The 21,167-nt window shown below is 46.5% G+C and carries 20 protein-coding genes; 8 read left to right on the top strand and 12 right to left on the bottom strand.

Features of this window, described 5'->3' with window-relative positions; all coding sequences use genetic code 11:
* Nucleotides 1–11: 11 nt before the first annotated feature.
* From B5F25_RS07775 to B5F25_RS07725, 11 genes are read right to left on the bottom strand one after another with little or no spacing between them, the layout of a single operon-like run.
* The gene (locus B5F25_RS07775) at nt 12–890 is read right to left on the bottom strand and encodes a TssN family type VI secretion system protein (RefSeq protein ID WP_087248739.1); all 879 of its coding nucleotides are present in this window, start codon (nt 888–890) and stop codon (nt 12–14) included.
* Between the two features lie 14 nt (nt 891–904).
* A complete protein-coding gene (locus tag B5F25_RS07770; RefSeq protein ID WP_087248737.1) occupies nt 905–2,749 on the bottom strand; it encodes a type VI secretion system baseplate subunit TssF in 1,845 nt (614 codons plus the stop codon).
* 8 nt (nt 2,750–2,757) lie between these two features.
* Entirely contained in the window at nt 2,758–3,207 is a 450-nt protein-coding gene (locus B5F25_RS07765; protein ID WP_241148376.1) for a GPW/gp25 family protein, read from the bottom strand.
* 5 nt (nt 3,208–3,212) lie between these two features.
* Nucleotides 3,213–3,653 (bottom strand): type VI secretion system tube protein TssD, encoded by a 441-nt coding sequence (tssD, locus tag B5F25_RS07760; RefSeq protein ID WP_087248733.1) that lies wholly within the window; start codon nt 3,651–3,653, stop codon nt 3,213–3,215.
* Complete coding sequence (gene tssD / locus B5F25_RS07755; protein ID WP_087248731.1) at nt 3,650–4,054, bottom strand: type VI secretion system tube protein TssD; 405 nt, start codon at nt 4,052–4,054, stop codon at nt 3,650–3,652. Before tssD (B5F25_RS07755) ends, tssD (B5F25_RS07760) begins: the two co-directional genes overlap by 4 nt.
* A 14-nt stretch (nt 4,055–4,068) precedes the next feature.
* Nucleotides 4,069–4,362, bottom strand: a complete 294-nt coding sequence (locus B5F25_RS07750) for a hypothetical protein (protein WP_087248729.1) — start codon at nt 4,360–4,362, stop codon at nt 4,069–4,071.
* 4 nt (nt 4,363–4,366) lie between these two features.
* Entirely contained in the window at nt 4,367–4,774 is a 408-nt protein-coding gene (locus B5F25_RS07745) for a hypothetical protein (protein ID WP_140406889.1), read from the bottom strand.
* Between the two features lie 7 nt (nt 4,775–4,781).
* Nucleotides 4,782–5,615 (bottom strand): hypothetical protein, encoded by an 834-nt coding sequence (locus B5F25_RS07740; protein WP_140406888.1) that lies wholly within the window; start codon nt 5,613–5,615, stop codon nt 4,782–4,784.
* An 8-nt stretch (nt 5,616–5,623) separates the two neighbouring features.
* Nucleotides 5,624–6,040 (bottom strand): type VI secretion system tube protein TssD, encoded by a 417-nt coding sequence (gene tssD, locus B5F25_RS07735; protein WP_087248723.1) that lies wholly within the window; start codon nt 6,038–6,040, stop codon nt 5,624–5,626.
* A 13-nt stretch (nt 6,041–6,053) separates the two neighbouring features.
* Nucleotides 6,054–6,476 carry a type VI secretion system tube protein TssD gene (gene tssD, locus B5F25_RS07730; RefSeq protein WP_013617109.1) on the bottom strand — a complete coding sequence of 141 codons (423 nt, stop codon included), beginning with the start codon at nt 6,474–6,476 and terminating at the stop codon, nt 6,054–6,056.
* A 14-nt stretch (nt 6,477–6,490) separates the two neighbouring features.
* Nucleotides 6,491–8,968 (bottom strand): ATP-dependent Clp protease ATP-binding subunit, encoded by a 2,478-nt coding sequence (locus B5F25_RS07725; RefSeq protein ID WP_087248721.1) that lies wholly within the window; start codon nt 8,966–8,968, stop codon nt 6,491–6,493.
* A 264-nt stretch (nt 8,969–9,232) separates the two neighbouring features.
* Between B5F25_RS07725 and tssD (B5F25_RS07720) the strand changes: the two genes are divergently transcribed.
* From tssD (B5F25_RS07720) to B5F25_RS07685, 8 genes are all read left to right on the top strand, one after another.
* Complete coding sequence (gene tssD, locus B5F25_RS07720) at nt 9,233–9,631, top strand: type VI secretion system tube protein TssD (protein ID WP_013617107.1); 399 nt, start codon at nt 9,233–9,235, stop codon at nt 9,629–9,631.
* 115 nt (nt 9,632–9,746) lie between these two features.
* Entirely contained in the window at nt 9,747–11,558 is a 1,812-nt protein-coding gene (locus B5F25_RS07715) for a phage baseplate assembly protein V (RefSeq protein ID WP_087248719.1), read from the top strand.
* A 12-nt stretch (nt 11,559–11,570) separates the two neighbouring features.
* A complete protein-coding gene (locus B5F25_RS07710; RefSeq protein WP_087248717.1) occupies nt 11,571–12,929 on the top strand; it encodes a hypothetical protein in 1,359 nt (452 codons plus the stop codon).
* Nucleotides 12,930–12,973: 44 nt separating this feature from the next.
* On the top strand, nt 12,974–13,447 hold the full coding sequence (locus B5F25_RS07705; protein WP_087248715.1) for a hypothetical protein: 474 nt from the start codon (nt 12,974–12,976) through the stop codon (nt 13,445–13,447).
* Nucleotides 13,444–14,820 carry a DUF5458 family protein gene (locus tag B5F25_RS07700; protein WP_206423538.1) on the top strand — a complete coding sequence of 459 codons (1,377 nt, stop codon included), beginning with the start codon at nt 13,444–13,446 and terminating at the stop codon, nt 14,818–14,820. Before B5F25_RS07705 ends, B5F25_RS07700 begins: the two co-directional genes overlap by 4 nt.
* An 80-nt stretch (nt 14,821–14,900) precedes the next feature.
* Nucleotides 14,901–19,241 (top strand): DUF6531 domain-containing protein, encoded by a 4,341-nt coding sequence (locus B5F25_RS07695; protein WP_087248713.1) that lies wholly within the window; start codon nt 14,901–14,903, stop codon nt 19,239–19,241.
* A gap of 14 nt (nt 19,242–19,255) precedes the next feature.
* Nucleotides 19,256–19,678, top strand: a complete 423-nt coding sequence (locus B5F25_RS07690; RefSeq protein ID WP_087248711.1) for an NTF2 fold immunity protein — start codon at nt 19,256–19,258, stop codon at nt 19,676–19,678.
* A gap of 74 nt (nt 19,679–19,752) precedes the next feature.
* On the top strand, nt 19,753–20,259 hold the full coding sequence (locus tag B5F25_RS07685; RefSeq protein WP_140406887.1) for a hypothetical protein: 507 nt from the start codon (nt 19,753–19,755) through the stop codon (nt 20,257–20,259).
* A 530-nt stretch (nt 20,260–20,789) separates the two neighbouring features.
* Here the strand turns inward: B5F25_RS07685 and B5F25_RS07680 are convergent.
* Entirely contained in the window at nt 20,790–21,143 is a 354-nt protein-coding gene (locus B5F25_RS07680; protein WP_087248707.1) for a helix-turn-helix domain-containing protein, read from the bottom strand.
* Nucleotides 21,144–21,167 lie beyond the last annotated feature (24 nt).

Raw genomic sequence — 21,167 nt, 5'->3', positions numbered from 1 at the left:
AATATTGCGTTTTAATATTCCTTATATGTTACTAGTTCATTCGCTACCCGTTTGGCGATAATCACATCATGCATCTTCAGCTTGTTTTCCGCAAGTGTAAGTTCCGGGTCAATATAGAACCTCTTTCTGAAAAAAGAGGATTTGGTATAGAATACCCATTCATAATATGCTCCTCCTTCATTTTGATAAACGATGGGCGAAGAGGGCGATTTGAGGTTGCAGTCATCAATCATACGCTGGAACCATTGCCCGAAAATGACATCCTCGGAGGCCTTGCCGGTGATACGTTCCGATACCGGGTCATCTACCCTGCGGAAAATGTCCACGTCGATGACGATACTTCGTTCACGGTTGATATACAGGGTTTCTGAATCATATTCTTCCGAATATTTCCACACTTTATAGATTTCCACGGGGATGTCGAAATAGCTTTTTACCGTCTGGGTATATAGAAGGGGAAATACAAAAGGCAGTATGCAGGTCGAAGCCCATATCCCGTATTGAAGTTCGTTGCAGAGGTTGAAGACGACCGAAAAAATTCCGGCACCTAACAGCATGACCGTGACTGTCATCAGGCACTGTATACCGAAAGAGGGCATCTCCTTGCCTGAAGAAAACACTTTACGCAGGATGTACCGGTTATAATATCCGCCAACCCAGTACAGGATAACCAGCAGGATATAGATATAGGGCATGAAATTGTAGTCCATAAATCCGGACAGCCCGGGCAGGGCAAGCACGATACTGCACACGAGCAGATAAACAATCAGTTTCTTGTTGTTCAATAGTCTGTTCTTCCGTGCGATGAAATAGGCTGCTATCCCGAAAATTACGGTAAGCAGGGGCATCAACAGATACGATGAAATGAGATGTTGGGTAACTGGGTCCATATGCTATAAGTTATTTAGGCTTTATTGTATTCGATGAATATCCGGTAATTGAATGTATCTGGCGAACAGGCTGAAAGCTTGGTCCTCAGATTGTTTTTCATCTGCTTCTCCTGTGACGGGTCGTCCAGCTTTTCTTTGAGAATCAAATGTACCTCTTTGGTACGTATCAGCCCTTCACTGGGCATCGGGCTGATTTCTACCCCGTTCCTGACATCCGTACGTACCAGCAGTTCTCCGAGCTCTTTCTTACAGAAACTGATAATATCATTCTGGGTCAATACACGGCCGTGTGAAATGAAACCGTATTTGTAAATGTCTATGCGTTCCCGGTTTTGGGGAGCCTGTTTGCCGCCATAGGTGGTGCTGACAAGCGCAAGTGTCCTTGGGTCCAAATAAGTGGTGGCATTGGGCGACAGGTCCACACCGGCCTGTATCCGGTTCCCTATCTCGCAGTTGGTGGTCCAGTATTTGACGGTAACCTGGCTCTTACCGGATACTTGGTCGATCATCAGATAGTAGGGTGTCTCTCTGAATTCATTCATGTTGTCAACTGCTTGTTTCATTTGTGCCATCAGTTGCTCCATTTGGGTGGCGAGTGCCTGTAGCTTGATACTCGAAACGGAACCGAATGCATGGGTCTCATCATCCAGCAGATCCAGCAGATAGCATAACAGTTCTTTGGCAGAACGGGAATCAAACCGTTCGCACCCTCCTTTACGGATGGAATACGTGCCATAGCCTGACTTGGAATTTCCTTCCGGATACAGAAGTTCATGATAGCTTTTCCCGTCCGAGTCTTTCACACTGTGTACGGACAACAGGGATTCATAATTATCCGTCCGCAAGGGAATCACCCTGAAAGTGTCTTCAAGAGTAGTCACTTGTTCGCGTAACAGTTTGTTTTCGACGGGTACGATATTGATTCCAGCTTGCAGTTCATCCATAACCTCTGCAGTGAAATGGGCGGGGAATTGTATCTTTATCCAGACCAGTTTGTCCTGCATTTTTTCCCGCACGGCTTCCTTGAAACAAGGATACAGTTCTTCTGGCAATGTTTCTTTGCAGGAATCATCAAGTGGGAAAGACTGCTGGACGCTCAGAAAATGTTTATTGTAGATTTCCATGATTTCCTTGTCTATGAGGAACATCGTATCATAGTTTTGGAAAAACGCACGGATGGGGTTATCTTGTGTATCGTCTTTTTCGTAGATTCCCCGCAGCATGACAACCTGTTTTCCCTTGACGGACCATTCCGTACAGGGAAGCAGGAACAGGTATTCATAGCTTTCCGTAAGATTTGGAAAATCAAGATAGAAAGAGAAATTCCGAAGGTCGGTAATGGATTCATCCACAGTCAGACCGAGCCAAACGGTACGCGGAGTCATTCTGGATTCCATACGGGCAATCATGGTTTTTTCCAGAGTATGGTCTATCCGGTACAGGAGGTTGTTGCAGACCATATATCTTATGTCGGCTTTATGCAGCAGCGTATCACATGCCGGATAAAACGAAATACTTCCTGTCGACAGTTTCCGGATCAGCGAATCGCTTTCATAATACATGCCCGATTCTCGCGTAATCAGATAAACGGGCTCGACGGGAGAAGCGTGTACGATGCCGTGTGCGGGGAAAGGGAAGGTCAGGATACCCGGTGTCAGAATCCGGGCGGTCTTTTCCAGCAACCTTGTTTCGATGGCGGTAAAATCTTCTCCCAGTATGTACATTTCATTGGCCAATGCTTCCAGCAGGAGCTTGACGACCGGATCAAAGTTTTCGGCTTTTTTGATTCCCCAGAAAGTCGCAGCATACTTTAGCATACGGTTCCTGATCTGTTCCTTGTTATATTTCTCTATGCTCATATACCTTGTTATCTGGTTGAAATGGGACCTAAATAAATCACATAATAAAAGCACCGCTTCTCTCCTGTGTGTACCAGAGTGCCATACACATATACCTGAACGCGTTTCTTGATGGTCGAAACGCCGGATACGCTGTCCTGTAGGGTCGCGTCATCTATGCTGACCCGTACATATACGTTCGTAAGACGTTTTTCGTATCGGGTGATTGCCTTCGTAATGTATTCTGAGAATTGTCCTTCCCAACGGGTATGGGAGACAATGCTTTCAAAGTCGAGATAGAATATCTCACAGCCGAACTCCTTGTCAAAGGCATGTTCTCCGGGGGCCGTGCTGATTAGCAACTCGATAAATTGGTCAATCGAATCAATCTCGTTGCACGAGGCAAGATGGTTGTTTCCCACATCTTCGTTCAGCAGGGCCTCAAAGTCCAAAGGCAGTTTGCAAAATTTCGTTTCCATATACGTCAGCGCCATTCGTTTTCAAATTCTTCATTCGTAAATTTCAGTGTTCTCGCGGCAAACAGCAGGACGATGCTGTACTCATGGGTGGTATGGTCTATTCTTCGCCGGAAACGGATGCAGTTGCCTTCTGTAAAGCGCAAGGCGAATGCGGCCTGTTGGTCGGGTTCGTCTTTCCGGTAAATCCGCAGGTCTCCGTCCTCGTACATCCTGCTGTACGCGGCCCATCTCAGCAGTCCGTCCCCCGGCATGCCGGTAAGCGTACAGGTGATAAAGCCGCCGTATGCTTCACCCTCCGGCAGTCCGTTGCGGTCGGTATCGCGTTTGAATTTCAGGTCAAACTCCTCTACCGCGTAGGTCTCGTGGCAGACGGTCAGCCGCATCACGTACCGATCATCCGGCACGGCGGAGTCTTTTCGTTTGAACAAAGAGGTAAACCAGTTCATGATTTCAAGTTTAAGTGACACGAATCCCCGGCTTCCATTTCCCTGAAATGGATGGATAGCGAAGTCCGGCTTTCTTTTACTGTCGAATGCACGTCAAGTTCAAGGCATTGTGCGCCTCTGAAACGGATAACTTCCTTGGGCGCACCGCTCAGGCCGGATGTGTTCATCACTTCCCCGTCTTTCAGGATTCTTGAATTGAACATCCATTCCAGCAGTTCTTCCGTAGGGAATCCCGCGATGCTTGCCCGCATCCTGCCTCCGTGTATCTCGCCGCTTGCCTGCCCGTTCGGACGGGTCTGTTTCTCAAAGTCATACTCATAGTCCAGCAGGTCGTATGCCTGCACTTCCTCATGCTCCGAGGGTTCGGCGGTCCAGAACTTGATATACGATTGTGCACTCATATCCTTATGTTTTTTTATTCTTCTTCACTCGTCAGATTGGTTTGTAGCATGGCGGTCAGGGTCCGTTCCTCGTTCATGCGTGATTCCACGAACAGCACCGTGTCCTGACTGTTCAGATGCTGGCGGGCGTAGGCTCGCAGGTAGGCTTTGAATGCCTGCACCTTCGTCCGGTATTCCTCCAATGGGAGGGCGAAGATGTCTTGCGTTCCTATCCGTTCCAGTCCGTATTTCTCCAGTTCTTCTTCAAATGACTTCTTTGATGGGTCATTGGAGATTGAATAAATAATTAATGTTTTATATTGTTTCATAAATTTATTTTTTTATACTAAACTCTTTTAGGTTATCAATATTTAATTCCTTTATTTTTTGTATGAACATTTCTTCATTTAATGGCCCTAAACAATTTTTATCTTCAAAAAAATCAGTATGAACATTTTTTATTATGTAAAATTCTGTAATATTCACATCAAATCTTAATCTTGATTGAGGATTTAAAAAAGGATGCTTTTTAACAATAATATATTCACAATTATATTGAACACTAAAAATGCCATATGCAATAATTGCTGGATATGAGTTTGATTTATGTTCATAATATACTAAGCACAAATCATCTAATGATTCTGTTGCTGTTAGATAGAAATTTCCTATTACATTTTTGTTATACATATTATCACAACTACTTAAAAGAAAAAGCAGAACAAAATATAGTAATTTCATATTTACATTATTTATAAAGCTGAAAATCAATTGGTTCATCCCATTCATAAAATTGCTCCATATTACTCATATATTTAAAAGTCTCTCTATTCCATTCCCACTCTGGCATTTGAGGTAAGTTCACTTTTTCTAATATTATATTAATACCAGAACCAATATGATACAAGAATGAATTAAAACTAGTCTTATTCCACACTACAAAATGCAAATTTTTACCATCACTACAAGTAATATCAATTCTACAAGAACCAACAAATTGTTCTATAGGGTCTAATCCTGCATTAAAAAGCCCTGTTAATCCAAAAGTACCTCGTCCTGATGTATATGTTAATCCCTTTATATACCCAACTCTTTTAGCTTTTGTATAAAAATCTTTTCGTATTCTATCTACAGATTTACTATTTTTCATACAAAGAGCTACTTTATCATTAGAAAATCGCCTAGTTTCATATCCTTCTCCCAAAAACCAATCTTTAGTCATACTTCCAGCAACTCTTACTAATGAATACCATTCTATAATTTCCGACTTACATTCACTAGAAAAGTTCACAAAATGATCAGATACTATTTGGTATTTATCGCATATATATTTATATAAACTATTTGAATACTCTTTTATTTGATACAATAAGCTATCTGTATCATCATCTTCTGTGTTATTGTTATCATTATTAGTAATGATACGAGAAGATGATTGAAGATAAGGCTCATAAACTATTGAATCATTAGAATAATTCTCAAAATAACTTTTCTCCTGAACAACAATATAATCACCCTTTACTTTCCCTGAATATGGATAACCTATCATCTTTAAAAATATATAATCATCTAATTCTATCATAGCTTCTATTATTTTACCCAAAAGTTATCAAATTCAATACCATTAAGCATAATTTTTTCTGAAGATAGAATTAAAGTTGTTGTTAATCCCCCTCCTATAGCTTCTATACTTCTATGTAATCTTATACAGTACGCATTCGTAAACGCCACCTCAAATATCACCCCGGACGTACCGGTCTTGAACAGCACCGCTCCGTTCTTTTTCACCCACGGCTTGATGGCCCATCCGTAGATATTGTTTTTCACCGTTTGCGAAAGGACAATCATGATTCGCCCTCCGCGCACTTCTCCTTCCGGTTGGTTCTTGTTCCCGTCAACAGGCTGGTGGAAACCTATCTTGAACTGTTCTACCGCATATTCGTCGCCGTCAATGCTGAATATGACATTCACATCGCTATCCACTTGTGGAAAATTAAAGAGTCCCATAGCATTATCTTTTTTAGAGTACCCACTGGTTTTCAAATTCCTCTGTACCGAACATCAGTTTCTGTGCCTGTACGGTCAGTTTGGTCGCAATATAGCCCTTACCCTGCCGGATATAGCTGATTTCCATATCCACGCAGGTCGCTTTCTCAAAGAGTATCTTCTCAAGCGCGGAGCCTTGGTTGTCGTGCACGACGATGGCGCCGCTCTGATATTTGCGCGCATCCAGCATCCACTGGATCATGTCCCGGTTGGGCAGGTGGGGATAGGTCACATAAAAGGTTCCGCCCTTGACTTCCGTCTGCACTTGTCCCTTGACATCTATCCCTTGGGCGAATCCGAATTCACAACCTATCAGTTGGTAACTGTCCTTATACATATCTGTCAGCGAGGTGGCTGCCAGATTGCCGATTTTTAAGAATACTGTATATCCAAACATAGTGCATACAAAATTTAGGAGTGAATATTCAAGGTTAATTCGTTTCGTTCATCCAGGCCGACCTCCAGTGTCTTTCCCTGGCACAGTTCCTCTTTGATGATGAGGCGCGATATGGGTCTGCGCAGATAGTTACGGATTACGCCGGCCACTTGGCGTGCGCCGTATTTGGGAGTAAAACCCTTATGGGCAAGCATCTTTCGGGCATCATCACTGATGATGATGCTGATACCCTGTTTGTCCAGCAGTTTCTTGACCCCGTTGAATTGTATATCGAATATTTTCAATAGGATATCTTCGCTGATAGGGGAGAACGGTACGATTTCCGACAGGCGGGCAAGGAATTCCGGACGGAAATACTGCCCCATCACCTCCATTATCTGGTTGGTGGTCGGCACATTGCCCGATTCCAGTTGTCTTGTCAACCACTCGCTTCCCACATTGGAGGTGAACAGGATGATGGAGTTCGAAAAATCCCCTTCCTTTCCCAGCCGGTCATGCAGTTTTCCTTCATCCATGATTTGCAGGAAAATGTCATATACGGAAGGGTGCGCTTTCTCTATCTCGTCAAATAGCACCACGGCGTATGGTTGCTGGCGTATCTTGTTGACCAGCATGCCGCCTTCCTCATAGCCCACGTATCCCGGAGGCGCGCCATATAGCAGGGCGGCCGAATGTTCTTCCTTGAATTCCGACATGTCAAAGCGGATCATGGATTTCTCGTCATTGAACAGTGTTTCCGCCAGGGCCTTGGCCAGTTCGGTCTTTCCGGTTCCGGTGGGTCCCAGCAGGAAGAAGGAGCCGATGGGTTGTCCCGGCTTGTTCATGCCGCTGCGGGATTCCAGAATGGCATCCGTCAATGTCTTCAGCGCCCGGTCCTGTCCGACGACCCTGCGTCGCAAATACTCCTCCATATTGAGCAGTCGTTCCTTTTCCTGGGACTGTATTTTACCGATAGGGATACCTGTCTTGCTGGCAACGACAGCGGCTACTTCATAGACTCCGACTTCCTCTATTTTCTTTTCAGTAAACTGGAGAATGGCATTCAACGCATTTCTCAGGTAAGTTGCTAATTCTTCATACTTCTGCAATTCTTGTACATCCGCCTCGTCAGGTATAACCCCTAACAGGATTGGACTTAACTTATTGTGCATCAGAAATATCAGGTCCCTCAGTTCCTCTTCCTTCTCTACAGGATCCTTTTCCGCCTGCTCAATTTCGTCCAATTGGCCAAGCAGGGTTTCCGCATCGTTTTTCCCCGTTTCATTCACCATCTTAATGGCAGAGAGTGTCATATCCAGCAGTCCGATGGCTGAATCCGGCAAACGGCGGTCTTTCACATACCGTTTGGCAAGGCGCACACATTCGGCTATTGCGTCTTCGCTGATTTTCACCTGGTGGTAGTCCACATACTGTTTCTGTACGGAATGCAGCATCTGAATGGCGGACTTCATGTCCGGCTCATTGATTTGTATTACCTCAAAACGACGGTTAAAGGCATGGTCCGGCTCGATGATCTTACGGTATTCGTCAATGGTGGTGGCACCTATCACGGTCAGGTTGCCGTGCGACAACTCTGGTTTCAGCACATTTCCGGCACCCGAATTTCCTTGACGGCTATCCAGCAATACATGGATTTCATCAACAAACAGAATGGCGTTGTCTATGCCGCGAAGTTCTTTCAGGATATTTTTCAGGCGGTCTTCTATTTCTCCTTTGTACGTCGCTCCGGCTATGAGTGAGGCGTTATCCAGTTCAAAGATACGGGCTCCTTCCAGGAAGGAGGGTACTTTATGGTTCACAATATCCCACGCCAGTCCGTAAACCAGAGCCGTCTTCCCGACTCCGGCATCGCCGACAATCAGCACATTGGATTTGGTTCGGCTGCCTAAAATCTCCATGATCATGCGGTTCTCGCGGTCACGGTTGATTACAGGATGCAGACTGTTCGTTGCAACGGCAGTAAGATCCATGCAGTATTTGGTTAAAAAGGAAGATGGGTTGGATACCGGGACAGAACTTTCCGTCATGGGAACAGGAGAATTGCCCGATGGCTCATTATTATAATATATGGAACAGATATCCTTTTCCAGGATGGGAAAGGATTTGAGCTGGTCACTTGAATAGGCGACTCCCGGCTTTGTCAGAGCAGCCAATACACATATAGGATTAATGTCAAACAGTCCGAGTTCTATACGTACGTCATCGGCAGTACGGAATAGGCTGTCAATCTTTTCCGACGGCTTGATTTCAGACAACTGGGTAGATTTCGGGCATTGCTCGATATGGACATCTGCCCATTCTTCCAAATATCCCAAATCCTTGCCTATACTTAATACAAAATCCCTTAACCCTACTTCTTTATGAAGTAAGGCCTTTAACAAATGCGACGGCGTGTAATATTCGTTCGCATTTTCACGGGCCACTGCCTGTGCTATGTTAAGCGCAATTTTTACAGAATCATCAAGATTAATGAAACCAACTCCTGTATCCATAATCAATAAGATTTAAAATTGCGCAGGAGAACACTGCAAATATAAGGCAAAAAACGAAAATCAGCTATTTTTAGAGCTGTTTTTTTCATGCCAGAGGGCATTTTTTCGGGAAAAATCGAATTTTTTTCCAAAAACGCTTTGTTATTTCCGCAAAATGCCATATATTGGGCACCGAAATCAGAAGTCAAAAATGATAGGGCAACCGGTCATGGATGGCTATAAATTTCAGAATTAACCTTTTTATTAACTTAAAACTTTGAGAATATGGCATTTAAAGCGTCATTTAAGTTCTCGGACTCGAAAGAGTTTGATGTGTTGAGATGGGATGTCAAGTTCAACCGTGATGTAGATCCTAAGGGTCGTCCGGCATCTGACATCTATGGTGGTACAATCAATGTCGAGGTTGAATCAACTCCGGATACGATTGTACTGGACAAAATGTTCAAGCAGTACCAGCCTGTAAACGGAAACATCGTCTTCAAGAAAGCAGACGAGGATGCCAAAATGAAGGAACTGGTATTTGAGAACGGGTATATAGTGAAGTATGAGGAGGCACTGAATGTAGCAAACTCTTATCCGATGACGATCAAATTCTCCATCTCTGCTCAAACGGTGAAGATGGCTGATGCTACATTTGTACAAGACTGGCCGGAAAACAACTAACGGTTGTTTCTAGTCAAATTCTTAGAGTGCCGGAATATACCAATTCCGGTTATTTCGGCACTCAAAAACATACCGACCAGTCGGATTATTAAATGAAATTTATATAGGTATAAGTATGGGAGCAAGTTTTCTGAATTTGGTAGCCACAAAAGTCACAGTGAAGGGGGAAGAACAAAAATTCGTTTCTTTACGTCTTCATCAAGGTTTCAACCGGCATCATACGTTTACTATAATTGTAAACTATCTGTCGCCTAACAACACTTTTCAACAGACTCCGGAGAAATTCATCAATTACATTGGGGAGACCGTCAACATTTCATTTGTCCACAAGCAGACTGGAAAAGGTTATGATTTTGAGGGAATTATCAACCAGGTGGAAATGATTGGAAGTGTGGGCGAAACTGGCGGAGTGGCTATTCATGGAGCAAGCCCTACTATACTGTATGAAAATAATAAAACACTCGATTCATGGACGGACCAGACCTTATCCGCCATTATAAAGGAAGTGACACAGGAGTACGGAAAAGTCAATCTGGTCTCTAATCCTGAATATAATTTGCCTATTCCTTACATGGCACAATACAACGAAAGTGTCTTTGATTTTATGAACCGCCTTTCAGCCTTGTATGGGGAATGGTTTTATTACGATGGCGCCAAAACTTATTTTGGCAAGCCGGACAAGGAGGACGACCCTACGAAGATCTTGTATGATGTGGATTTGGAAGAAGTACGCTTGGTAGCCAATCTGGTACCCGGGAAATCTGCCAGATACGATTATGTAGCGCAGGAGAACAAAATACATAATGCAGATACGCCCGCAAAACCGGAAGGGATGAACGACCTCCAGTCCATAGCTCATGGTTGTTCGGAAAAGGCTTACAGTGCCCGCACCACTTCTGCGGCCAATCCGCATGTCACCGACAAGGCGGGATTGGACGAACAGATGAAAATTGTAAAGAATTCATCCGGTGCCGGCCTCTTGAACATAAAAGGCATTGGCAAGACATGTCTGATCAGGATCGGAGAGGTTATCGACGTGGCTTTCCCGGATAGGATGAAATTGTCGCCTTTAGGCAAATTCCGTATCACCGAAATCACCCACGAAGTGCATCGGGACGGGCATTATGTGAATAGTTTTGTCGGCATCCCGGACCAAATGACACACATCCCTGTGCCCAATGTGAAAATGCCGTTGGCATTGCCTGAGTTGGCAACGGTGGAGAAGAATGATGACGAAAAAGGACAGGGACGCGTGAAGGTTGTCTTTGATTGGCAGAAAAAAGGAAAAACAACCAACTGGATCAGGGTACAGACTCCTAATGCGGGAACAAGCAATGCGGTATCCAAAAATCGGGGATGGGTATTCGTCCCGGAAGTCGGGGACCAGGTGATGGTCGGTTATGAGCACGGCAATCCGGACCGTCCTTATGTGACCGGAGCCATGTTTCACAAGGATTCGGGAAAAGGCGGAGACAAGGACAACAAACTGAAAAGTATCATTACCCGAAGTGGGAACACCATCCTTTTTGATGATGAGACGGGAAGCATCACTATCATGGATCAGACTGGGAAACAGCTTGTTCTGCTGGACGGAAAAGATACGATTAGTATAATGGCAAAGAAGACCGTTACCATCACCAACGAAGAAGAGTCGGTTATTATCATGGATGGCAAGTCTATCGGCTTGCAGTCTGATACGATTTCCATTGAAGGGAGGAAAAGCATTACACTGTTGTCGGGCGGTGAGAACATGATACTCAGCGGTGAAAAGAAGATAATCGGCAGCAGCGGAACCAATATCAAGCAGGAGGCTTCCAAAGAATATGACTTGAGCACTCAAAAAGGCACGGTCAAAGGCACGAACCTGGCAATCGAAGGAACAGCCGATGTAGCGGTAACAGGAGGAGTCATAAAGTTAAATTCATAAAACCATCAGGATATGGGAGCATCTGCGTCTGTTGTACAGGAATACTACAAGGCTGTCGATTATTGGGCGGATATTGTTGATAAGAAGGACTGGAAACTGGCTATATGGATTGTCGGACAAAACGATGTGGATCTGGTTGACAGGTTCCTGGAAATCGAGCGTTCGCCCGTAGGACAGTTCGAAGATATTTTCTTCCGGTTTGACACACCGTGTGAGGGAAGCGGGGATGAATACACCGAACGCTTGTGGCAGGAATATGCCGGCTGGTTTTCAGAGGAAGTGGAGGAAAAATACGACATCATCAAGGCCTTGCGGCACGATGGGTTGTTGAAAGAAGAATATGTTCCGGACACGTCTGTCGAACATACGACAGCCAATCTGTGGAAAGAGATGCTGCGCTTCAAGGCATGCATATCCGGGTTGGAGAATGCCTGTTTCTGCATCTATTTTCCTCCGGGACAGGAAAGGGACTTTTCCAGGACCGAATGGTTCAAGAAGGCATTGGAAGAAGGGATTCCGCAGGGAATCCGATTAACGACCATTGACATGAAGAAAAACAGAAGTGTCAATCTGGATGAATCTTCGGCTGTAATTCATATCCGTCCCAAGTTTGATATGGCGGCGGCCCTGCATAACCGGATGGCACGGGCTGATACAGGCAATGACCTGATTGCACCCGAAAACCGGTTCAAACAGCAGGTGAGCGCCGTCATGGATTGCACACAAAAGCAGGATTGGAAACTGTTGAACAAGGAAATCCGGAAACTGCTGGATATTGCCAGGGAGTTGAAGGATACGAATATATTGACGTCCGCCCTGTTCATCGCCGCTGAAGCGTGTTATGCGATTCGGGAATACAAACATAGCATAAAGTACAGCGACGACACGATCAGGGAAGCGGAAAAGGCGATGGATAATGGCGAAGCGACTGGATATAGCTACTGGAAAATGGCAACTTCCATGAAAGCGGCTGTTCTGACGGCAGAGAAAAAACGAGAGGAAGCAATTGCGCTGTATAAAGGACTGGCGGAGAAAGCTACCGGACAAAAAGACCCCTACTATGTCATGGAAGGCTATCGTATGTGTGGTTTTTTATGCTATGAGGAAGGACAGCTGAATCAGGCTTTCGAGTATTTTCTGCTCGCTCTGGCAGCCGGGAGTTATCTTTCCGAAGAAATCAGACGGAACTCCACGTTTACTTATGCGGCATATCTGGCGCTCCACATTGGCAGGCAGGTACGTGCGCCGATTGATATGGAGATTCTGGAACGCCAGCTTCAGGAATGGTTGGGAGAGGATTGGAAACAACTGGTGGAGAACCCGGCCATGCAGCAGGCAAAGGCCAGAAGAAAAAGTAAGATTTTCGGTTGAATGAGATTTACTAACATATTTTTTAATTATAAAACAGATTAAGTATGGATTTAGGAAATTACGGAATAGGCGGAAATGAAGTGAAAATGGATGCCTCCGAAGGTATTGCGGAAATTCCACAGAACCGGACATTATTGGTTGAGCAATTGACAAAGGACGAACCGGTAGCTCCCGAAGTGGTCACCGGCCTGACTAACATTGACGAAGTCTTTGAACATTTCCAGCCGGAAATCGATATCGAGTTCGCTGATGCGGAAGGTGCTCCTGTAGAAGAAAACTTTCGTTTCCACAATGTGGGAGACTTCTCCGTGAAGAAAATGACGGAACAGAGTCCTTTCCTGTCGGGATTGAATGCTGAAAAGCAGTTCGCTGACAGGATGGAGAAATCATTACGGTCTAACAAGGTGCTGCAACGGGTCTTGGAAAACCCGGCCACACGCAAGGCGTTCGTCAATACACTGTCTATCATGTTGGACGAATTAAAAGGAAACGAGAAGTCTAACCCTGTAAATGAATGAGAACCATGAGTGAACAGAACACACAGAAGGAAACCGTAGTACAGCAACAGCAGGCTGCGGTACAAACCAAAAACTTGAATGCGGAGTTACAGGCTTTGGCAAAGTTCGGAGGTTTCAATGTCTTGGAATCTTCGGTGGACGGCATACAGAATTTGAATCCGGAACGTAAGGCACGCCGGAATATATTCCTTACTGACCGGGAACGGGCTAACGAGCGTAAGGAACTGGAAAAAAGGATTGAGATGTGGATAGATATGCTGAAAGACGGCAAGTCCATCAGCGAAATGGTGGATTTGTGCCAGAAAAAGTCTGCTGCCGTTTCTGACCTGCTTTCTCAAAATCAGCTGAAGGCGGTAGAAGAAGTGAAACAGCTGGAAAAATCCTATCGCACAGTCATGCTTTTCTACAAGAATACGGATTCTGACAAGATTAAGAACGTATCCATCGTCAATGCGTCCATGGCGCAGCTTACCGATTTGGACAACTCTTTCTTCATCGACGCCATTGCCGACGAGCTTCGTGCCAACTATGACCGTTTGGACCTGCGCACCAACTATTCCCTGCTGGTAATCCCCGGATACCTAGGTTCCAACAAGGTGGTGGAGAAATGGGCAAAAATAGCGCATGACAACAAGGTCATGATTTTCACCGATTTTGCTGACCTTGAAAAACCCGACGATGTGATCGAGATGTTCTTTGATTCCAACCTGACGGGTGGCGATGTGTACAAGTCCAACGTTTGCATGACCTGCAACTACCTGGTAGGACGTGGACGCTATGCCGAACTGGGAGAAACGGAGGACTTGCTGATTCCGCCTTCGGCTGCACTGGCAGGCAGTGTCTATAAGACGGTGATGGCACAGGTCACTGCCGGAAAGAAGTACGGCTCCATGAGCGAGGTGGACAGTGTGGCTTTTAGCTTGAAGAAAAGCGAAATTTCCGAAATAGAAAAAATCGGTCTGATACCGATGGTAAAGGAATACGGCAAAGTCATGGCTTTCTCGGCCAAGACCCTGTTCAACGGTGACAACCTGGGCTTGCAGACCTATTCGGTGGTACGTGTGTTCGATTGGGTGACAAAAGTATTGATGGATTTTCTTAACCGCCGTGCTTTCGAAAATTGGAACAGCAAGGCTGAGAGGGATTTACGCGGTCAAATTAGTAATTTCTTGGACAGCATACAAGGTCCCGGACGCCTGATTGAAAAGTTCAAGATCCTGCGCTTTGAGAGAGACCCGAAGCAGAAGGACCGTATCTTCCTCGACATTCACCTGACTCCCTATTTTCCGGCAAAGAGCTTTGTCATCAAGCTGGAGGGAACAAAGGGGGATGATGAAAATGAATGGAACAGCGATTATGCGCAGGATGCATAAATAAGCCTTTTCCGGAGTAACTGAAGGGTTCGACAGGACCTTTCGGCTACTCCCTCTTTATGTTCTAAAAAATTCTCACTATGTCAGATGTATTCAAAAATATAGCTGACGCCGTTGATAGCAACAGCGTCAGACGGGGCTTTTCGGACCTTTTTACGGCCTCTAAGTCCGCCTTGGACAAGCTGCAGTCGGGCCTGGCGGGAGCGCTTCCTTCCATGCCGGGCATGCCTGTGGCCAAGTTCGGCGACCTGTCCGTAGGCATCGACATGCACCCCACGGTCACGCCGCCTTCCCCCGTCATGCCCGTGCCCCACGTGGGCAAGGTGTACGACCTCATGGCCGACCTCATGGCAAGCCTGGCAGTTGCCATCCCCCCGTCATCGGGCGGCGTGGCAGGCGTGGCGGGCAGCATACTCAAAGGCATGGCCCCGTCCGTGAAGGTCCACGGCCAGTGGATCGCCCAGGCGGGCATCGGCATCGTGCATCTGCCGGCATACGTCCTGCATTCCGCGCCGCTGGTCAGCGGCATGTCCGAGTCCGAGATGTGGATGGGCAGCTCGACGGTACTGGCGGACGGTGCTCCCTGCTCCACCCTGACGCATCCGGCACTGTCCTGCAACATAGTGGGAATACCGACCGTCCCCCGCAAGGGCAAGCCCAAGAAGGTCAGCAAGGCGCTGATGTCCCCCACCTCCATGCTGTCCACCATCACCTCGGTGGGCAAGCAGGTGCTTGTCGGAGGCCCGCCCACCATCGACATGTTCGCCCTGGCCATGAAATTCGGCCTCAAGGGACTGGGTAAGTTATGGAAAAAGCTGGGCGACAAGTTCCAGGACCTGATCGACTGGCTGAGACAGAAAGGAAAGAACAGGCTGGCGGACATTCTCCAGCCCATCAAGTGCAAGACGTTCGGTGAGCCGGTGGATGCCGCCACAGGCAGGGTGTATCATACCAATGTGGACTTCGAGCTTCCCGGTCCCATCCCCATCGTCTGGGAGCGCACCTATTACAGCGACGCCGCCGTGGACGGTCCTCTGGGCTACAACTGGCACCACAGCTACAACCTGGGCATACGCCGTCTGGAGGAAGATGCGTTCCTTTTCCGCCACTCCGACGGGCGTGAGTCCTTCCTGCCCGTGCTGGAACCGGGCGGTTCCCATTTCGACCGCAAGGAACAGCTTCTCTGGACGCTCGACGAGCAGGGCTACCTGCTCACCGACATCCGGGGGCTCCAATACCGTTTCGGCGGGCCGGAAAACCGTTTCGGATACCGCATGGTGTCGGACATTTCCACCAAAGACGGATTCCGCATCCGTTTCGAGTACGCCTCCGCCGGACGCCTGTCGGGCATCATATCCTCCCGCGGCGAACGCCTGAAAGTGGAAACCGACGGGCTGGGCCGTGTATGCTGCGTGTCCGTCCGGCAGGACAACGAGGAGGTCAAACTGGTCCGCTACCGGTACGACGGACGGGGCGACATGGTGGAGACCACCGACGCGCTGGATGTCAGCAAGCATTTCGTCTATGCCGACGGACACCTGCTCGTGCAGCTCACCAACCAGGGAGGCATGTCCTTCCATTGGGAATATGAGGGCAGGGGCGAAAATGCCCGGTGCGTGCATACGTGGGGCGACGGCGGCGTGATGGAATACTCCATCCGCTACGCCAAGGGATGCACCCGCATCCGCAACGGCGAGGATGCCGGGACCGAATACTACTACGGCGAAGACAAACTCATTTACAAGATCGTGGATGCCAACGGCGGGATTACCCGCCGGCAGTACAACGGCTATCAGGAGCTGGAGGTCACGGTCAATCCCGAAGGATATACCCGCAAGACGGCCTACAACGAGTCCGGGCAGCCCGTCCGCATCACGGACGAGAACGGCGAGGACACGTTCCTCAGTTACGACAAGAACCGCAACCTGACCTCGCTCCGCACACCGGAAGGCAGGGAGCTGTCATGGGACTATGACGAGCTGGACCGTGTCGTCAGCCGCACCACGCTCAGCGGGGAAACGGTGGAATACACCTACGACGGCGGAGTCCTGCGCACCATCACCGACGGACAGGGACGGGTTTACACGCTCACCTTCAACGACAGGTACGACCTCGAACTGCTACAGTTCCCCAACGGGCTGTTCCGCCGTTGGGAATACGACGGCAGGGGCAGGCTCGTGCAGGCGGTCGATGTGAAAGGCAACGCCACCCGCTATGCCTACGACCGTGCCGACAACCTCATCCGCCTTGAGGAGCCGGACGGCAACGTGCACCGTTTCGAGTACGACGCCATGGGCAACCTGGTCCATGCTGCCGACAACATCCGTGAAGTCAAATTTACTTATGGAGCTTTGGGCGTGCTGAAAAGCCGCGAGCAGGACCGTCACCGCATCACTTTCGGCTACAACAGCGAGCTGCAGCTCCGCCGCATCGGGAACGAGGCGGGCGACAACTATTTCTTCGGGCTGGACGGGCTGGGCCAGGTCATTACGGAGACAGGCTTCGACGGCCTGCGCCGCGAGTACGAGCGTGACGGGGCGGGACGTGTCACCCGTGTGAACCGTCCCGGCGGCAAATGGACCGGATACCTGTACGACGGGCTGGACCACATCCTGAAGGAGGAGCAGTATGACGGCGAGGTGTCCCTTTACACCTATGACAAGGACGGGCTGCTCGTCAAGGCACAAAACGCGGAGAACCTGCTGGAGTTCACCCGTGACAGGAAGACGGGACTGGTCACCGGGGAAAAACAGGGAGAATATACCGTCAGCCGCACGTATGACAGCGAGGGAAACTGCACCCGCATCACCAGCAGTCTGGGCGCGGACATCCGCCATACATACGACCGGGAGGGTTATTTGCAGACCATGCAGGCGGGCGAGGGCTGGCAGGCGTCCTGGGTGCGTGACAACACCGGGCTGGAGGTGCAGCGCACCTTCTCCGGCGGTGTGACCGTCAGGACGGAACGCGACCGTTTCGGGCGCGAGGTGCGCAAGTCCGTGCGGTCGGGCGGCATCGAGCGCGGGGCGTACCGTTACGAGTGGGGCGTCGCCAATCGGTTGCTCGCCAAGGAGAACGAGCTGACCGGGACGCTCATGCGCTACGATTACGACCGTTTCGACTTCCTCATCCGCCAGGAAACGACAGACGGTTCCGAAACGGACGTGATTTACCGCGTGCCGGACTTCGTGGGCAACTTATTTGAAACGCAGGAGAAGAAAGACCGCAAGTACGGTGCGGGAGGACGGCTGCTGGAAGACCCGTCATCCTTCTACCACTACGACGACGAGGGAAACCTCGTTTTCCGCGAGTTCAAGGAGTTACAGGACAACGCCGTGCCCCATGACCGCAAGCGCATGGAAAAGGAACGCGGCATCCGCTGCCTGGCTACGGGCATGGGATGGCTCTACGAGTGGGCGTCCAACGGTATGTTGAAGAAAGTGATACGTCCGGACGGCAGGCCCGTGGAATTCCGCTACGACGCGTTGGGACGCCGTACCGCCAAGCGGTATTTCGGCAAAGTCACACGCTGGGTGTGGGACGGAAACGTGCCTTTACACGAATGGAGCTATAAAGCCATCGGCTTGCAATCGGACGAAGAGAAAAACACCCCTCCAAAAGAGCCGGTGGAAGATGTTACCACCTGGGTGTTCGAGGCGGGCACGTTTGTACCTGCGGCAAAGATCCAGGGTGGCAAGCAGTATTCCATCGTGTCCGACTATTTGGGTACGCCTATCCAGATGTATGACGGGCAGGGAAACAAGACTTGGGATTGCACACTGGATATATACGGTAAAGTGATTGCCGTTGACAAGGGAACGGAGTTCGATTGCCCGTTCAGATTTCAGGGACAATATGCGGATGAGGAAACAGGACTGTACTATAATAGGTTCAGATATTATTTACCTAATTTAGGAGGATATATTTCACAAGACCCTATTAGATTGGCAGGAAATAATCCAACCTTTTATGGATATGTGGATAATCCTAATTTTATATTTGATATCCTAGGATGGATTGTTATACCTACTTATACCCGTGGTTTACAAAACGAAATATTGACAGCAAAAGCAACAATAACCAGTAGTGATTTAGGTACTGGCACAAAAACAAATGCTAAATCTATAGCACAAGCTCGTGGATTAGGATTTGATACAGATGATGCAGGTCATATTATTGGAAAGCGTTTAGGGGGATCTGGTGGTATTGATCATGTTTTTCCTCAAGATCCACATATAAATAGAGGTCAATTTAGGCTTTTTGAAGCAGAAATTGCAAATGCTGTTAAAACATATGGTAGTGTTGATGTCTCAATTCAATTGAAATATCAGAATGGAGGAACAAGACCTACTAATATAATATACTCATATACTACTCCAAATGGACAAACAAAAACAATGAAGTTTAATAATTTTCATTAATACTCAATTAAGATATGGATAATACTACAAAAAAAATGATTGAAGAACTCGTTCAAAATTTTATCTCAGAAATGAATGAATGGGAGAAGTATTGTAACGAGTTAGAGAAAAATACTCAGTTGGCATGGGACGAAGCTACTCGCATGATGAAGCAAAAGGCAGCTTCTATAATTAGTAAATATTGTACAGATAAGGAACGAAAAATGAGCCGTCCAAATGCTCTATCATGGGGAGTTGAAGGAAGTTATATTTATGATCCTAAAGAGGAAAAGGTAATTGACACACAAGAAACTAGAAAGAATAGATTTACTGTAATAACACAAAATGATAACAAATACCTACAGTATACAATTATTAAAAAGGAGGATAAGTACTTGATAGATAATAAAAAAATGAAATTCATAGACGAGGATAAATGGCATGTGGATTATTTATAAGGGCTGAAAGGCTTGATTTTCAACAATCATATTGTAAGTTCTAATATCATTAATTTTTTAATATAAAAATGTTTATGCCAACACCAAATGTTCAATTAGTAATGCTTCCTATTCCAGATTGGAAAGTGGCAAGAGTAATTAGATTTAGGTTCAAACATCATTTATGTGATTGTGGAGGAACAATAGTATATACTCGTCCTTTTACAAGAACATACAACAAGAATACCCCAGATACAATTGATACTTGTATTCTTGCAGCGATACAGAATCTCTATTCCAATGTTCAAACTGATAACGAAGACCTTGTATGGAATACCAGTTATTCTGACGTGCAAACGATTTATGATGGAGGTAGACCTAAAACAGACCTTACTATCAGAATGACACCATCGTTTGATTCTGATATTCTCCCTCAATTAGTCGGAAAGACTGTGTATGCTTATGACGTCCATTTGCATATCTTCCTCAATTATATTGGCAATATTGCAAATATCCCCCCAGTTATTTTTACAACACAGGGATTCCCGTATAATGATGATTCGTTATTCAGAACTAACATTCAACAAGTCTTAACTTTGTAAATTTGCCAACACAAGAAAGGTATCAATATTCACGTAGAATACTACCATTAAATTTATGAGGTTCAAAATGAAAAATTGAGATAGGTTTACTTATAATCTATAAGTTATAACATAAAAATCTCCTGCTTTAGCCCTTGTTTATTTCCATTATGGAGCTAAAAAACAGGAGATTTTTTATTTCTAAGTTTCAATCTATAAGATTTTTACTTTTGCAATTTTATTTTGAAATATCTTTCTCCACCATTTCAATTACAAATTCCCGGTTTTCTACTTGACAAAAAGTAAAAAGAATATCTTTATAAATTTTAGGATGGAAAATTGGTTTAAAAAATATTAATAGGTGTTTTGTTTTTGTCCCCTATTATCTTATGGTTGTTTTTAAAGGGCGTTTTGTAGTTTATCGAAGAAAAGATTTACATCTGTAGGGAACTGTTTTTGAATTCATTGCCCAAAACACATACGGAAACGGATGCATCAAGTCATGAAAACTTTTCATAGGAATTCAAAACAGCTTCTCCATACAGTTTCTTTTATTGATTGATATTCTTTACTTTGCAAGTCGTATTCAGCTTGTTTTCAGTCCTTCCCGAATCCAAAGATTTCCGTCGGCTCTTGATGAAATCCCGTACTTCCGAAGCAAGGTAGAGTGTCCGCCCGTTGTCATCCACACAGTAATAAGGTATTTTCCCTTTTTCCCGGTAACGTGCCAATGTCCGTTGCGACACGCCAAGCAGTTCCGCCAGGTCCACATTGTCCAAAAACTGGTCTCCGTCCAGGCAGTCCCGTTGCCGGTTCATGCGTTCCAGCTTCTTTTCGATACGCGCAAATCCTTCCGCCATCGTATTGATCATCTTTTCCAGCAGTTCATCGTCTATATAAGGCATAGTTATTCCTCCATGTTTTTAATA

Origin of the sequence: Bacteroides sp. An19 (genome assembly GCF_002160215.1) — a bacterium.
Taxonomy (GTDB): domain Bacteria; phylum Bacteroidota; class Bacteroidia; order Bacteroidales; family Bacteroidaceae; genus Phocaeicola; species Phocaeicola intestinalis.
The sequence above is the reverse complement of the archived record's forward strand: the minus strand, read 5'-3'. Positions and strand labels throughout refer to the sequence as shown.